Source organism: Rhodococcus sp. NPDC059179 (assembly GCF_042754885.1).
Lineage (GTDB): Bacteria > Actinomycetota > Actinomycetes > Mycobacteriales > Mycobacteriaceae > Rhodococcus_G.
In genome coordinates, this window is the sequence record NZ_JBHZBV010000001.1 from 477208 (window position 1) to 492142 (window position 14935).

Sequence of the window (14935 nt, forward strand, 5' to 3'; positions counted from 1 at the left end):
ACCGGGACCGCACCCGACGTGACCTGGCCCACCCCATAACGTCCGCTCGATGGAACGCAATACCGAAGCGTACGAACGCATCTCAGGGCTCCTCGCCCGTCAGCACCGGGCCCGCGTCGCGGCCGCGCCCGCGACCGCGGAGGAGCGCCGGGCCCGGATCCAGCGGGTGATCGACCTGCTCGTCGCCCGCGCCGACGACATCGCCAAGGCCCTCGACGCCGACTTCGGCGGGCGCCCCGAGGGCTACTCGCTGATGAACGACGTGGTCGGCTCGATCACGGCCCTCAAGCACGCCCGCGACAACCTGGAAGCATGGCTGGCGCCCGACGAGCGGCCCGTCTTCGCCCCGTACGACCAGCTCGGCGCGACGGCACGGGTGCAGCACCAGCCCAAGGGGTCGGTCGGCATCATCGGCACCTGGAACGCGCCGGTGTACACCCTGATGAGCCCGCTGGCCGGGGTGCTCGCGGCAGGCAACCGGGCGGTACTCAAGCCGTCCGAGCTGGTGCCGCGGACCGCGGACGTGCTCGCCGACGCGGTGTCCACCCTGCTCGATCCCGATGAGGTCGCGATCGTGGTCGGCGGCCCGGACGTCGCCGACGCGCTGACCTCGCTGCCCTTCGACCACCTGGTCTTCACCGGCAGCACCGCCGTCGGAAAGCTGGTGATGGCCAACGCCGCACAGAATCTGGTGCCGGTGACGCTCGAACTGGGTGGCAAGTCGCCGACGGTGATCGGCCGCGGCGCCGACCTCGCCGATGCCGCGCACCGCATCGCGGTCGGCAAGTCCACCAACGGCGGTCAGATCTGCGTCAGCCCGGACACCGTGTACGTGCCAGGCGATCGGCTCGACGGCTTCGTCGCCGCGCTGCGCGACGCATACACCGCGCTGTTGCCGACCATCGAGGACAACGCGGACGCGGTCGCGATCGTCAACGACCGGCACGCCGCCCGGATCGACGGGTACGTGGCCGACGCCGCCGCCCGCGGTGCCCGCGTCGAGTCCGCGCCGGACGTGCCGCTGCCGCAGTCAGGTCGGCGTAGGCCGCTGCGGATGGTGATCGAACCGCCCGCCGACGCCACCATCCGGCACGAGGAGATCTTCGGACCCGCCGTCGTGCTGCTCGGCTACGACGCGATCGACGACGTGATCGACGAAATCAACGCGGGTCCACAGCCATTGGCGCTGTACTACTTCGGCACGGACCCCGTCGAGCAGGCCGCGGTCGTCGACCGCACCCGCTCCGGCGGCGTCACCATCAACGAGGTGATGATGCACCCCGGCCTGCAGGACGCCCCGTTCGGCGGCGTCGGCGCGTCCGGAATGGGGCACTACAACGGCCGCGAGGGCTTCCTCGAGTTCAGCCACGCCCGCGCCGTCTACGAGTCCGCCGGGCCGGACCTGCGCGGCGACTGGGGAATGCTGCCGCCGTACACCGAACAGTTCCGCGCCATGATGGCCGCCCAGGTCACCCCGTAAGAATCCGTCCCGCAACATCTTTCCCGTTAGGAGTCACCTGTGAAGACACGCGGTGCCGTCATCCGCAGCACGCCCGGCCGCTACGAGGTCGTCGACCTGGACCTCGACGCACCCCGACGCGGAGAGATCACCGTCAAGATGGTGGCCTCGGGGCTGTGCCACTCCGACGACCACGTCGCCCTCGGCGACCACGCCGTCGGCGTGTACCCGATCTGCGGTGGCCACGAGGGCGCGGGCGTCGTGGTCGAGGTCGGCCCGGAGACCACCGGATTCGTCGAGGGCGACCACGTGCTGTTCTCCTTCGTCGCCGGCTGCGGACGCTGCCGCTGGTGCGCGAAGGGCCTGCAGAACCTGTGCGACCGCGGCGCGGCGATCATGACCGGCAGCCGCCCGGACGATCCGGCCAGCTTTCGGCTCAGCCTCGACGGCGCCCCGGTCGCGCAGACCTGCGGGCTGTCGACGTTCAGCGAATACACCACCGTCAGCACGGATTCGGCGATCAAGGTCGCCGACAAGAGCCTGCCGCTCGAGACGCTGTGCCTGCTCGGCTGCGGCGTCGGCACCGGCTGGGGCGCCGCGGTGAACTCCGCCCAGGTGTACCCCGGGCAGACGGTGATCGTCATGGGCGTCGGCGGCATCGGCATCAACGCCGTGCAGGGCGCCGCGCATGCCGGGGCCGCACACGTCCTGGCCGTCGACCCGGTCGCGTTCAAACGCGACAGCGCCCTGAAATTCGGTGCCACCCATGCCTTCTCGGCGATGGAGGAGGCCACCGACGTCGCCCGCTCGCTGACCAACGGTCAGGGCGCCGACGCGGCCATCGTCACCGTCGGCGTCACCACCGGCGAGCACATCGCGCAGGCCTTCGCCGCCATCCGCAAGGCAGGCGTATGCGTGGTCACCGGCCTCGGCAAGATGACCGACGTCGGCATCCCGATCAGCCCGATGGAGCTGACGCTGTACCAGAAGCGGCTGCAGGGCTCGCTGTTCGGCGCCTCGGCCCCCAGCGCCGACATCCCCTGGCTGGTCGACCTGTACACGTCGGGCAAGCTCGAACTCGACGGCCTCGTCACCAGCACATACACCCTCGACGAGGTGGCGCAGGGCTTCGACGACATGCACGCGGGCAAGAACCTGCGCGGGGTCATCCGCTTCTGACCCCCGCGCCCCTTCTTCCCGAATGGCCCATCCGAACCGACCGAATGGGCCATTCGGGGAAGGGGCGGATTACCGTTGCCGATGTGAAGTTCTTGAGCAGGTTCTACATCGACGGGTTCATCCTGTCGATCATCGCGGTGGCCGTCGTGGCCAGCATCTTCCCGGCGTCCGGCACCGGCGCCACCGTCCTGGGCTGGGCGACGAAGATCGCGATCGCGTTCCTGTTCCTGCTCTACGGCGCCCGCCTGCACCCCCGCGAGGCGCTCGACGGCCTCAAGCACTGGCGGCTGCACTCGGTGGTGTTCGCGGCGACGTTCGTGCTGTTCCCCCTGGTCGGACTCGCGTTGCGAATCCTGGTGCCGTCGGTGCTCACCGACGAGCTGTACACCGGCGTGCTGTACCTGTGCCTGGTCCCGTCGACGGTGCAGTCGTCGATCGCGTTCACCTCCATCGCCCGCGGCAACGTCGCGGGCGCCATCGTCAGCGCGTCCGCGTCGAACCTGCTCGGCGTGTTCCTCACCCCGCTGCTGGTGATCCTGCTGATGAACACCACCGGCGAGGCGCAGGTGGACGCGTCGTCGATCGTCGACATCGTGGTGCAGTTGCTGATCCCGTTCGCCGTCGGGCAGCTGATCCGGCCGTGGGTCAAGGGCTTCCTGAAGCGGTACGCCGAGCCGACCAAGCTCGTCGACCGCGGTTCGATCCTGCTGGTGGTGTACTCGGCGTTCAGCGCGGGCATGGTCGAGCACGCGTGGGACGGGCTGACGGCGTGGAACGTCGTCGCGCTGGTCGCGGTGTGCTGCCTGATCCTCGCGATCGTGATGGGTGCGACCGCGTTCGCGGGCAGGTCGCTGGGCTTCTCGATGGCGGATCGGATCGTCATCGTGTTCTGCGGTTCGAAGAAATCCCTGGCCACGGGGCTGCCGATGGCGGCGGTGCTGTTCGCCGGGCAGCCGGTCGGCCTGATCGTGTTGCCGCTGATGATCTTCCACCAGATCCAGCTGATCGTGTGCGCGGCGCTGGCGCAGCGGTACCGCAGGCAGAACCAGGAGCTGGAGGGCTCGGCGTCGGGCCGGTGACCTCCCCGCCCCGACCTCCCCAATGTCACATCGGTTCGGCTCAGTCGAATCAATGTGACATTGGGGAGGTCACGGGGGAGTGGGCGTATCAGTTCCGGTCGACGTCGATCGGATGCGTCGCGAGCAGCGCCAGGGGCAGCGGCTGGCGGCGCAGCACGTGCGCCCAGAGGTCTACCCGCGGCGGGCCGATCACGTCGGACGGCAGCGCGGACAGCACGGTCCAGTCGTCGCGCTGCAGTTCCGAGTCCAGCTGACCCATCGTCCAGCCCGAGTACCCGGCAAAGACCCGCATGCCCTCGATGAGCGGGCCGACGGTGTCCGGATCGGAATCGAGGTCGACCATGACCACCCGGCCGTCCACCCGGCGCACCCCGGACACGCCGTCGATGTTTGCCCCGGTGCGCAGCGTGGCCAGGCACAGCGCCGAGTCCCGCTTCACCGGTCCGCCGACGAACAGGGCCCGCGGATTGGCGCACAGCTCGGTCCATTGCGGCAGCACGGCCTGCACCGCGGTCTCGCTCGGCCGGTTGATCACCACGCCCAGGCTGCCCGCGTCGTTGTGCTCGATGACGTAGACGACCGTCCGCCGGAAGGCGGGCTCGGTCAGCTCGGTCGAGGAGATCAGCAGACTGCCCGGGCGCACGATCGGTTCGGTCGGCGCCATCCGGTCCTCGGGTTCTTCTGCGTGATCCACCGGACAATCATCGCACCGCCGATCCGGGCGCGTGCCACCTAACGCGCTCCCGTCGGGCCGACTCACGCCTGCGGGGCGAGCCCGACCATCTCGTCGAGCACCGACAGGTGATGCTCGAACAGCGCCAGCGGGTCCGCGAAGGTGTCCGCCCCGTACTGACCGAACACCTCGAAGTTGACCGCGCCGAACAACGACGACCAGGCCAGCACGCCGCGCGCCATCAACTCGTCGGGGAGTTCGAGCCCCATGTCCTCGCGAATACCCCTCAGGTTTTCCCGCAGCGGATCTCCGATCGGAATCTGTTGCGGAGCAGAGAGTTTCCCCTCGCGGTGAGCGCTGTCGAGGATCCGCACCATCGCGACGACGACCCTGGTTCCCGGACCGGTGGTCCGGTCCGCCGGCGCCCGGTAACCGGGTACCGGGCTACCGAAGAGCAGTCCGTAACAGGCCGGTTCCCGCAACGCCCAGTCCCGCACCGCGAGGCCGAGGCCGTGCAGCCGCGCCCGCGGATCGCCCGTGGGCACCGCGGCGACGGCCGCATCCACCGCGTCACCGAGCTCGTTGTAGCCCTCCACGACGAGCAGGGTGAGCAGCTCGTCGCGGCTCTTGACGTACCGGTACACCGCCGAGGACACCACCCCGAGGTCCCGTGCGACCGCCCGCAGCGACAGCGCGGCCGCCCCGTCCCTGGCCAGGTGCTCGCGGCCGATCCGGGTGATGTCGGCCAGGGTCTGCTCTCGTGCGCGTTCGCGCGGGGTTCCCGTCACCGCCCCAGCCTGCACCGCCTGCGTGAGCACTGTCAACAAAAGAGAGCACTGCTCTTGACATTGCCGACCGGACGGCGCACAGTTTGTTTCGAGAGCAGTGCTCTCAATTACCGAACGAACTCACAGGAGGAGGATCGCGATGTCGAACTTGCAGGTCGTGACCGGGGCCGGGCCCGTCGGATGGACCGTGGCCGACCAGCTGGCAGCCCGAGGACACCGGGTCCGCGTGCTGACCAGGTCCGGATCCGGGCCCGAGCACCCCAACGTGGAGCGGCTCCGCGTGGACGTCTCGGTGCCAGGCGCGCTCGACGCCGCGCTCGACGGCGCAGCCGCGGTGTTCCACTGCACCCACGGTTCGTCGTACTCGGCGCAGACCTGGCGGCGCGAGCTGCCCTCCACCGAGCGCGAGGTGCTCGCCGCCGCAGGCCGGGCGGGGGCGGTCGCGGTGTTCCCGGAGAGCCTGTACGCCTACGGTCCGGTCGACGGGCCGATGACCGAGGACACCCCGCGCGAGGCCCGCGAGGGCAAGCTCGGCGTCCGCGCCGAACTGCTGCGCCGGCGCGAGGCGTCGGCCACACCCACCGTCAGCGTTGCCGCCTCGGACTTCTTCGGCCCACGGGTCCTCATGGCGCACGCAGGCGAGCGGATGGTGCCGAGCATCCTGGCGGGCAAGACCGTTCGGGTGATGGCCGATCTCGACACCCCACACTCGTTCACCTACGTGTCGGACCTGGCGGCGGCGATGATCGCCGCCGCGGCCGACCCGGCGCTCTGGAACACCCTGCTGCACGCGCCGACCGGGCCCGCGGTCACCCAGCGGGCGATGATCCACGCGTTCGCCGCCGCGGCCGGGGTGCCCGACCCCAAGGTGGGGACACTGCCCGCGTGGCTGGTCCGCGGCGCCGGACTGGTCCACGGCGACAGCCGCGAGCTGGCCGAGACGCTGTACCAGTTCGAGCGGCCGTTCGTGCTGGATTCCGGCCGCAGCGAGCGACTGTTGGGCCTGGCCCCGACCCCGCTCGACGACGCGGCGGCGGCCACCGTCGCGTGGTGGCGCGCACGGGAGCTCGCGCCTGCGCCGCGATAGGGTTACCGGGTGGTGAACTCGACGCCGGGAGACGCGACGCCGGGGGAGCCGACGCCACCCGATCCGACGCCACCCGATCCGACCCCGTCCGACGCGACGCAGGGGCACGGTGGCCTACGCGCCGCGCTGCGACGCTCACCCGGACTCGGCAGGCTGACCACCGTCCGGTTCGCGAGTCAGTTCGGCGACGGCCTCTTCCAGGCCGCGCTCGGCGGCGCGATCCTGTTCAATCCCGAGCGGGAGACCGACCCCATCGCGATCGCCGCCGGGTTCGCGGTGCTGCTGCTGCCCTACTCGCTGGTCGGCCCGTTCGCGGGCGCTCTGCTCGACCGCTGGGATCGACGCGCCGTCCTGATGTGGGCGAACCTGCTGCGCGGCTGCCTGATCCTGGCGTCCGCGGCGGTGCTCCTGACCGGCGGGCCCCAGACCCCGCTGCTGCTGCTCGCGCTGGCCGCGGTCGGGGTCAGCCGGTTCGTGTTGGCCGGGGTCTCGGCATCGCTGCCGAACGTGGTGCGTCAATCCTGGTTGGTGTCAACGAATTCCGTGCTGGCCACGGTCGGCGCCGGGGTGGCCGCCGCGGGGGCGGGGACGGCGGTGGCGATCATCGGGGTGCTCGGCGAGGGGGACAGGGGCTCCGGCCTCGCGGTCGCCGTCGCCTCGGCCGGATCCGTGGTCGGCGCGCTGGCCGCGGCGGGCTTCGCCGCCCACCGTCTCGGGCCGACAGGCGACCTCGGCCGCTCGGGACCGACGGGCCGCGGCGCGGTCCGCGCGGTGCTGGCCGGCCTGCGCACCGGCGCGACGGCCGTGTGGAGGGCGCCGGGCGTCACCACCGCGATGATCGGAATCGGCGTGCACCGCATCGTGTTCGGGATCAACACGTTGATCATGGTGCTGATCCTCCGGGACACCTCGACGGCCGGACCGCTGCCGGGCGGGTTCGCCGGGTTCGGGGTCGCGGTCGGCGCCGCCGCGGTCGGCATGCTGCTAGCCGCGGCCGTCACACCCTTCCTCATCCCGCGCGTCGGCCGATCCCCGACGGTCGTGGGCGCACTGGTGTTCGCCACCGCCGTACAACTGGGGGTGATCTCCGCGCTCACCCAGTCGATGCTGCTGGTCGGTGCGTTCCTGCTCGGCCTCGCCGGACAGACGATCAAGCTCACCGGGGATGCGGCGATGCAGATTGACATCGACGACCACCGGCGCGGACAGGTGTTCGCCTTGCAGGACACCGTGTTCAACATCGCCTTCATCGCGGCGCTCGCCGCGGCGGCCACGGTGATCGCCCCCGACGGCCGCTCGCCGGGACTCGTCTTCGCGGGGGCGGCCGCGTACGGGCTGGGCCTGGCCGCGGTCGCGGCGAACTCTCTGCGCCCGGCACCGCACTGACCTACTCCGCCCCTGGGATCAGCCGGAATCGCGTGCGAGGGTGTCCAGTCGGCCGTCGCCGTCCGTGTCCGACAGCGTCACGTCCGCCGCGCCGTCGGACCGCTCGTCGACCTCGATCGCCGCGTAGGGGCCGCCGGGAACCGCGCGGACCAGGGTGACGTCGACCAGCGAATCACCGTCGGTGTCGATCACCGCGATGTCCGGGGCGCCGTCACGGTCCAGGTCGACCTCCACGGGGAGGGTGCCGTCGCCGCCCGGCGCGGTCCGGGCCACGCCCCCGGCGTCCGTCCAGCGCAGCTCGCTCTCGGCGCTTGCGGCCGCCGCGGATACCTCGTGATCCCAGACGCCCGCCCCCGACGCGTCCGTGAAGTAGCGGACCTCGTCCCCGACATCGAGGACCGAACGGTCCGCGCGCCCGTCCGCGTCGCTGTCCCACATCGCGTCGTCGAGCAGGCCGTCGCCGTCGAAGTCGAGGCACACCGCGTCCGCCATTCCGGTGCCGCCGAGATCGAGGTCAGCCTCGGACACCCAGTCCCTCGGCACCCCCTCGCCGGTCCCGAACGAATACTCCACCAGTCCCATACGTGTTGGACGCGGGATCGTCGCGGCCGGTTCCGACGGCCTCGCTATGTGCCGGGGCGCGCCGGGTCCGTGCCGTCGGCGAGTGCTGGTCAACTCCGGTGCGACGTGGCACGATCCGGGAGGTGACCAGCAGACCCACCTCGGCGGAGCGCCTGCGGGACCTCGCGGTGCTGCGCCGCGTTCGCGACCGGATCGACCGGGAGTACGCGCAGCCGCTGGACGTCGAGGCTCTCGCCCGCGACGCGCACATGTCGGCGGGGCACCTCAGCCGCCAGTTCCGGCTCGCCTACGGGGAGCCGCCGTACTCCTACCTGATGACGCGGCGCATCGAGCGTGCGATGGCGCTGTTGCGTCGTGGCGACCTCAGCGTCACCGAGGTCTGTTTCGCTGTCGGCTGCTCGTCGCTTGGCACCTTCAGCACCCGCTTCGCCGAAATGGTCGGCGTCCCGCCCAGCGTCTACCGGGACCAGGTCCGCCCCGAGGCGGAGATGCCGTCATGCGTCACGAAACAGGTGACGAGACCGATCAGGAATCGAGAAGCGCCCGCCCCGAGCCGCGCCTAGCGTGATCGACATGAACCTCACCATTCACTCGGCATTCCTCCCCCACGACGACCGCGACGCCGCGCTGGCCTTCTACCGCGACCTCCTCGGCTTCGAGGTCCGAAAGGAGGTCGGCTACAACGGGATGTACTGGATCACGGTCGGCCACCCGGACCAGCCCGGCACCTCCCTCGTCCTGCACCCGCCTGCCGCCGACCCGGGCGTCACCGACGACGAGCGCCGGACGATCACCGAGATGATGGCCAAGGGGACGTACGCGATCCTCACCCTGGCCACCCCTGACCTCGACGCGACCTTCGCGAAGCTCGAGGCCAGCGGCGCCGACATCGTCCAGGAGCCGATCGAGCAGCCGTACGGCATCCGCGACTGCGCCGTGCGCGACCCCGCAGGCAACCTGATCCGAATCAACGAGGTGAACTGAGATGACCACGACCGAGTCGATGACCACCATCAAGTCCCTGACCCTCGAAGTGCCCGACCCCACGGCCGCCGAGGCCTACTACGCCGCCTTCGGTGTCGGCGACCATGTCTCCGTACGCGCCGCCGGGACACCAACGGCCGGGTTCCGCGGCTACACGCTGTCGCTGGTGGTGTCCCAGCCGAGCAACGTCGATGCCTTCGTCAAGGCCGCCCTCGACGGCGGTGCCACCACCGTGAAGCCGGCCAAGAAGAGCTTCTGGGGGTACGGCGGCGTCGTTCAGGCTCCGGACGGCGCGATCTGGAAGATTGCGACATCATCGAAGAAGGACACCGGGCCTGCCACCCGCGAGTTCGACGACCTCGTGCTGCTGCTCGGCGTCGAGGACGTCAAGGCCAGCAAGCAGTTCTACGTCGACCAGGGACTGGAGGTGGCGAAGAGCTTCGGACGCAAGTACGTCGAGTTCGCCAGCCCGTCGACGCACGTCAAGTTGGCGCTCTACGGGCGCCGCGCTCTCGCGAAGGACGCCGGGGTGCCCCCGGAGGGAACCGGATCGCACCGGATCGTCATCGGCAGCAGCGCCGGATCGTTCACCGATCCCGACGGGTTCGCGTGGGAGACCGCGTCCGCGTGACGGCGGCGTGTGACGGTGGGTTCGGGTAGACACGGAGTCCGCAGCCGCGACGGCCGCGCTGCGAAACAGAGGGAGACGTCGATGAGCATGGCCACGAGGACGGGCGGGCAGTCGGATCTGCACCGGGCCGACAGCCACGACCTGATCCGCGTGCACGGTGCGCGGGAGAACAACCTCAAGAACGTCAGCGTCGAACTTCCCAAGCGGCGGCTGACGGTGTTCACCGGCGTCTCGGGCTCGGGCAAGAGCTCCCTGGTGTTCGCCACGATCGCCGCCGAGTCGCAGCGGATGATCAACGAGACCTACAGCACCTTCGTGCAGGGCTTCATGCCGACGCTCGCCCGGCCGGATGTCGACGTGCTCGAGGGGCTGACGACGGCGATCATCGTCGACCAGGAGCGGATGGGCGCCAACCCGCGATCCACGGTGGGCACCGCAACCGACGCGAACGCGATGCTGCGGATCCTGTTCAGCCGGCTCGGGAAGCCGCACATCGGCTCGTCCCAGGCGTTCTCCTTCAACGTCGCCTCCGTCAGCGGCGCAGGCGCGGTCACCATGGAGAAGGGCGGACGGGAGGTGAAGGAGCGTCGCAGCTTCAGCATCACCGGCGGCATGTGCCTGCGCTGCGAGGGCCGCGGCAACGTCTCCGACTTCGACCTCACCGCCCTGTACGACGACAGCAAGTCGCTGAACGAGGGCGCGCTGACGATCCCCGGCTACAGCATGGACGGCTGGTACGGCCGCATCTACCGTGGCTGCGGCTTCTTCGACCCCGACAAGCCGATCTCGAAGTTCACGAAGAAGCAGTTGAACGACCTGCTGTACAAGGAGCCGACGAAGATCAAGGTCGACGGCGTCAACGTGACCTTCGAGGGCCTGATCCCGAAGATCCAGAAGTCGCTCCTGTCCAAGGACCGCGAGGCGATGCAGCCGCACATCCGAGCGTTCGTCGACCGGGCGATCACGTTCCAGACCTGCCCGGACTGCGAGGGCACGCGGCTCAGCGCCGAGGCACGGTCGTCGAAGATCGACGGCGTCAGCATCGCCGACGTCTGCGCGATGCAGATCAGTGACCTCGCCGACTGGGTGCGGGGGCTGGCGGCGACAGGAGGACGACCGAGCATCGCAGCGACGAAGGAGCGAGGAGCGGAAGGAGGACGGGTTGCCGTGGAAACGGTGGCCCCGCTGCTCACCTCGCTGGGGGAGACCCTCGACTCGTTCGTCGAGATCGGGCTGGGCTACCTCAGCCTCGACCGGCCTGCGGGCACGCTGTCCGGCGGAGAAGCGCAGCGCACCAAGCTGATCCGTCACCTCGGTTCCTCGCTGACCGATGTCACCTACGTCTTCGACGAGCCGACCATCGGCCTGCACCCGCACGACATCGCACGAATGAACGACCTACTGCTGCAGTTGCGCGACAAGGGCAACACCGTGCTGGTCGTCGAACACAAGCCGGAAGCGATCGCGATCGCCGACCACGTCGTCGACCTCGGCCCGCGGGCGGGCACCGAGGGCGGTGAGATCGTGTTCGAGGGCACCGTGGAGGAGCTGCGATCGAGCGGCACCCTCACCGGCAAGCACCTGGACGACCGGGCGTCTGTGAAGCGCTCGGTGCGTACCCCGTCCGGCGCCATGGAGGTGCGGGGCGCCGACTCCCACAACCTGCAGGGCGTGGACGTGGACATCCCGCTTGGCGTGCTCGTGGTGGTCACCGGCGTCGCCGGTTCCGGCAAGAGCTCGCTGATCGACGGCTCGGTGTCCCGGCGGGACGGCGTCGTCTCGATCGACCAGGGCGCGATCAAGGGCTCCCGGCGCAGCAACCCCGCGACCTACACCGGCCTGCTCGATCCGATCCGCAAGGCGTTCGCGAAGGCCAACGGCGTGAAGCCCGGACTGTTCAGCGCCAACTCCGAAGGCGCGTGCCCGAATTGCAACGGCGCAGGCGTGATCTACTCCGACCTGGCGATGATGGCGGGCGTCGCCACCCCGTGCGAGGTGTGCGAGGGCAAGCGATTCCAGGCCGAGGTGCTGGACTACACGTTCGGCGGCAAGGACATCAACGAGGTGCTCACGATGTCGGTCGCGCAGGCCGAGGAGTTCTTCGGCTCGGGCGATGCGAAGCTCCCTGCGGCGCACAAGATCCTGGTGCGGCTTCACGACGTCGGGCTGGGGTACGTGAAGATCGGTCAGCCGCTCACCACGCTGTCCGGCGGCGAGCGACAGCGCCTCAAGCTCGCCACCCACATGGGGGAGAAGGGCGACGTCTACGTTCTCGACGAGCCGACGACCGGTCTGCATCTCGCCGACGTCGAGAACCTGCTCGCGCTGCTGGACCGCCTCGTCGACGCCGGCAAGTCGGTCATCGTCATCGAGCACCACCAGGCGGTGATGGCGCACGCCGACTGGATCATCGACCTCGGTCCCGGCGCGGGCCATGACGGCGGCCGGATCGTCTTCGAGGGCACGCCCGCCGACCTCGTCGCCGACCGCTCCACCCTCACCGGCGAGCACCTCGCGGCCTACGTCAGCTGACGGAGACCCGAGTTCACCGGCGCCCGGAGGTCGTTGCCCTCTGCTAAGTTCACCTCAACGATCGCGGTGCCCCACCCGAATGTGACGGGCGACCGGGAATGCCATAGGGGGCTGCATGATCCGCCGTATCAGCGCACCACTGCTGGCGCTAGCCGTCGCGACAGCGGGCTCGGTATTCGGCGCGGCACCCGCGACGGCGGCTCCCGCACCGACCAACGCGTGCGGGGAGTCGGGCTTCGATCCCTCCGCGGGCGACGAGTCGGCAGGCCCCGGTGGCATCGACATCAAGATCCCCTTGCCGCAGATCGTTCCTGTCCCGGTGCCCGACCCGCCGCAGGATCAGACCCGCATCCCGCAGGCTCCGCTGCCGGCGGACCCGTGCGCCGATCCGTGCCCGGACATCACCGATCCGGTCCCGACCGCCGAGTCCGGCTCCGGCTCAGGTTCTGACTCGGGATCCGGCTCCTGGTCTGACTCCGGCTCCGGATCGTCGATCGGCTCCTCCGGATCCTCGGCGGGGTCCGGTCCCGGGCTGCCCCGGTTCTCCATCGTCCCCGACCCCGAACCCATCCCGATCCCCATCCCGGGACCCGACCAGCCGCTGCCCCCGCCGCCGGACCCGCAGGCCCCGCCCGTCGAATCGGGACCCGTCGACGCCGCCGCCGCGGCGCCGAACGTCGGCGAGGTGACACTCGTCGCCCAGCTCACCGGCCCCGGCTCGATCAACCGCACCGACAAGCGGTGGCAGGTCAACGGCACCGATCTCGGCATCATGTGGGAGAGCAAGCCCGGCGAGGTGGCGATCGCGTTCGGCGACACCTTCGGCAAGGACTGGACCCCGCCGGGCGCGAACGGTCAGGACTGGCGCTCGAATGTGCTGGGGCACAGCACCGACCGCGATCTCTCCGACGGCCTGACCATCGATTCCATGGTGCAGGACAGCCGGTGCCACGCCGCCGAGCTGCTCGGCAGCCGCAAGGTCAAGAACTGGGAGACCACCACCATCCCCACCTCCGGCTTCGCCATCGGCGACCGGCAGTACATGAGCTACATGTCCGTCCGACGCTGGAGCATGATCCCCGGCATGTGGTACACGAACCACGGCGGCATCGCGTACTCGGACGACAACGGGCAGACCTGGGTCAAGGACCCGTATGCGAAGTGGGAGAACATCTTCGGGCTCAACCAGTTCCAGGTCGCGAGCATGGTCCCCGCCGGTGACCACGTCTACATGTTCGGCACCCCCAACGGGCGGCTCGGCACCATCTCCGTCGCCCGGGTGGCCAAGGACCAGGTGCTCAACAAGTCGGCGTACCAGTACTGGGTCGACGGGTCGTGGACCCCGGTCGGCGAGCATGCGCCCACGCCCGTCCTCAAGGGTGTGGCCGCGGAGGTGTCGGTGCGCTACGACCAGTCGCGCGACCTGTGGCAGATGAGCTACCTGGACTCGCCAGCCGGGACCATCGTGCTGCGCCAGGCGAACAGCCCGCAGGGTGCGTGGTCCGAGGGCATCCCGATGGTGCGCAGCACCGACTACCCGAAGCTGTACGGCGGGTTCCTGCATCCGTGGTCCACCGCCGACGACTTGTACTTCACGATGTCCGAGTGGGACAGCTACAACGTCTACCTGATGCGCGCCAAGCTGCGCTAGGGCATGTCTCCTAATCCCTCTCGGATGCACCTGGCGAGACAATCGTCGTCCGGCAAGGCGGAGGAGGAGCCGATACCGCTGTTGTATCGGCGACGACGACAACGCCGCGGGGCGGCGATTGGACGCCGGGGGCGCCGAAATGGGGATTGGGAGGCATGCCCAAGGCCTATTGTTGCCAGTCATGGGCTCGGGCTGGTCATTGGCGTCGATCACCGCGTCCTGGGTGGATCCGGTGGCGACCCTCGGCGCGGGCACGATGACCGCGCTGGTCCCCGACCCCGTGATGACCGCGCTCAGCCTCGGCATCGCGCGACGATACGTCGGGCGGGAGGTAGCCGTCACCCTGCAAGGGGTACCGGTCACCGCCCAGTTGGGTTCGCTTCGCGTGCGGCGTCAGGGCGCGCATTTCGAGTCGCGGGCCCGGCTCACGGGCATCGTCTGGGGCGGGCATGAACTGGAGGAGGTGACGGCGGTCGCCAACGGGGTTCGGCTCGTGCCGGGCGTGCCGACCCGAGTCCACACCGCGCGGATCGACCTCGAGGGCCGGGTCGCGCTGTCCGCCCTGGTGACGGAGGTCAATGGCCGGGACCTCGACTGGACGCTGCAGGCCGAGGAATCCGGCCTGATCCGCGCCGCGCACCGCCACCGCCGACTGACCGCGGTCGTCGACGCCTCGATCGTCGAGGACGTGCTGCGGATCGAGGTGATCCGGGCCCGTTGGAGGGGGCTCCCCGTTCCCAGGCGTTATCTGCCCGCCCCGGTCATCCCGTTGCCGCCGCTGCCCAACGGCGCCCGCAACGTCCACGCAACGCGCGAGGGCCACGTTGTCCGCTTCACCCTCGAGATCCCCACGCTGAGTAGCTCTTTCGACCTGACGCAGCTACTCAGGATGATCGCGTAGAGA

At 70.0% G+C, this 14935-nt stretch carries 14 protein-coding genes; 11 read left to right on the forward strand and 3 right to left on the reverse strand.

Annotated elements, in window-relative coordinates; genetic code table 11:
* Window positions 1-49: 49 nt before the first annotated feature.
* From ACFXMV_RS02160 to ACFXMV_RS02170, 3 genes are all read left to right on the forward strand, one after another.
* Window positions 50-1480 carry an aldehyde dehydrogenase family protein gene (locus tag ACFXMV_RS02160; RefSeq protein WP_378501948.1) on the forward strand — a complete coding sequence of 477 codons (1431 nt, stop codon included), beginning with the start codon at window positions 50-52 and terminating at the stop codon, window positions 1478-1480.
* 39 nt (window positions 1481-1519) lie between these two features.
* Window positions 1520-2638, forward strand: coding sequence for an NDMA-dependent alcohol dehydrogenase (locus tag ACFXMV_RS02165; RefSeq protein ID WP_378501947.1), 1119 nt, complete (start codon window positions 1520-1522; stop codon window positions 2636-2638).
* A gap of 83 nt (window positions 2639-2721) precedes the next feature.
* Complete coding sequence (locus tag ACFXMV_RS02170) at window positions 2722-3717, forward strand: bile acid:sodium symporter family protein (RefSeq protein WP_378502632.1); 996 nt, start codon at window positions 2722-2724, stop codon at window positions 3715-3717.
* Window positions 3718-3805: 88 nt separating this feature from the next.
* Here ACFXMV_RS02170 and ACFXMV_RS02175 read toward each other — a convergent pair whose 3' ends face one another.
* Complete coding sequence (locus ACFXMV_RS02175) at window positions 3806-4411, reverse strand: YqgE/AlgH family protein (RefSeq protein WP_378500884.1); 606 nt, start codon at window positions 4409-4411, stop codon at window positions 3806-3808.
* A 62-nt stretch (window positions 4412-4473) separates the two neighbouring features.
* A complete protein-coding gene (locus tag ACFXMV_RS02180; RefSeq protein WP_378500883.1) occupies window positions 4474-5178 on the reverse strand; it encodes a TetR/AcrR family transcriptional regulator in 705 nt (234 codons plus the stop codon).
* 139 nt (window positions 5179-5317) lie between these two features.
* Here ACFXMV_RS02180 and ACFXMV_RS02185 point away from each other — a divergent pair, with 139 nt between their 5' ends.
* Together ACFXMV_RS02185 and ACFXMV_RS02190 are read left to right on the forward strand one after the other, a co-directional pair.
* Window positions 5318-6265: an NAD-dependent epimerase/dehydratase family protein gene (locus ACFXMV_RS02185; protein ID WP_378500882.1), complete on the forward strand. Its 948-nt coding sequence runs from the start codon at window positions 5318-5320 to the stop codon at window positions 6263-6265.
* Window positions 6266-6391: 126 nt separating this feature from the next.
* On the forward strand, window positions 6392-7651 hold the full coding sequence (locus ACFXMV_RS02190; protein WP_378500886.1) for a hypothetical protein: 1260 nt from the start codon (window positions 6392-6394) through the stop codon (window positions 7649-7651).
* A gap of 18 nt (window positions 7652-7669) precedes the next feature.
* Here ACFXMV_RS02190 and ACFXMV_RS02195 read toward each other — a convergent pair whose 3' ends face one another.
* A complete protein-coding gene (locus tag ACFXMV_RS02195) occupies window positions 7670-8233 on the reverse strand; it encodes a hypothetical protein (protein WP_378500881.1) in 564 nt (187 codons plus the stop codon).
* 122 nt (window positions 8234-8355) lie between these two features.
* Between ACFXMV_RS02195 and ACFXMV_RS02200 the strand changes: the two genes are divergently transcribed.
* The 6 genes from ACFXMV_RS02200 (at window position 8356) to ACFXMV_RS02225 (ending at window position 14932) form a co-directional block, all read left to right on the forward strand.
* The gene (locus ACFXMV_RS02200) at window positions 8356-8796 is read left to right on the forward strand and encodes a helix-turn-helix transcriptional regulator (protein WP_378500880.1); all 441 of its coding nucleotides are present in this window, start codon (window positions 8356-8358) and stop codon (window positions 8794-8796) included.
* A 10-nt stretch (window positions 8797-8806) separates the two neighbouring features.
* Window positions 8807-9217, forward strand: a complete 411-nt coding sequence (locus tag ACFXMV_RS02205; RefSeq protein WP_378500879.1) for a VOC family protein — start codon at window positions 8807-8809, stop codon at window positions 9215-9217.
* A 19-nt stretch (window positions 9218-9236) separates the two neighbouring features.
* Complete coding sequence (locus tag ACFXMV_RS02210; protein ID WP_378502745.1) at window positions 9237-9848, forward strand: glyoxalase; 612 nt, start codon at window positions 9237-9239, stop codon at window positions 9846-9848.
* Window positions 9849-9929: 81 nt separating this feature from the next.
* Window positions 9930-12380, forward strand: a complete 2451-nt coding sequence (locus ACFXMV_RS02215; RefSeq protein WP_378499085.1) for an ATP-binding cassette domain-containing protein — start codon at window positions 9930-9932, stop codon at window positions 12378-12380.
* A 115-nt stretch (window positions 12381-12495) separates the two neighbouring features.
* A complete protein-coding gene (locus tag ACFXMV_RS02220) occupies window positions 12496-14031 on the forward strand; it encodes a DUF4185 domain-containing protein (protein WP_378499086.1) in 1536 nt (511 codons plus the stop codon).
* A 181-nt stretch (window positions 14032-14212) separates the two neighbouring features.
* Window positions 14213-14932, forward strand: a complete 720-nt coding sequence (locus tag ACFXMV_RS02225) for a hypothetical protein (RefSeq protein ID WP_378499883.1) — start codon at window positions 14213-14215, stop codon at window positions 14930-14932.
* Window positions 14933-14935: the final 3 nt, after the last annotated feature.

Excerpts from the sequence above, each read along its gene's own strand:
- ACFXMV_RS02160 (WP_378501948.1), top strand. The coding sequence starts at position 50 with ATGGAACGCAATACCGAAGCGTACGAACGCATCTCAGGGCTCCTCGCC.
- ACFXMV_RS02185 (WP_378500882.1), top strand. The coding sequence starts at position 5,318 with ATGTCGAACTTGCAGGTCGTGACCGGGGCCGGGCCCGTCGGATGGACC.
- ACFXMV_RS02195 (WP_378500881.1), bottom strand. The coding sequence starts at position 8,233 with ATGGGACTGGTGGAGTATTCGTTCGGGACCGGCGAGGGGGTGCCGAGG.
- ACFXMV_RS02205 (WP_378500879.1), top strand. The coding sequence starts at position 8,807 with ATGAACCTCACCATTCACTCGGCATTCCTCCCCCACGACGACCGCGAC.
- ACFXMV_RS02210 (WP_378502745.1), top strand. The coding sequence starts at position 9,237 with ATGACCACCATCAAGTCCCTGACCCTCGAAGTGCCCGACCCCACGGCC.
- ACFXMV_RS02215 (WP_378499085.1), top strand. The coding sequence starts at position 9,930 with ATGAGCATGGCCACGAGGACGGGCGGGCAGTCGGATCTGCACCGGGCC.
- ACFXMV_RS02220 (WP_378499086.1), top strand. The coding sequence starts at position 12,496 with ATGATCCGCCGTATCAGCGCACCACTGCTGGCGCTAGCCGTCGCGACA.
- ACFXMV_RS02225 (WP_378499883.1), top strand. The coding sequence starts at position 14,213 with ATGGGCTCGGGCTGGTCATTGGCGTCGATCACCGCGTCCTGGGTGGAT.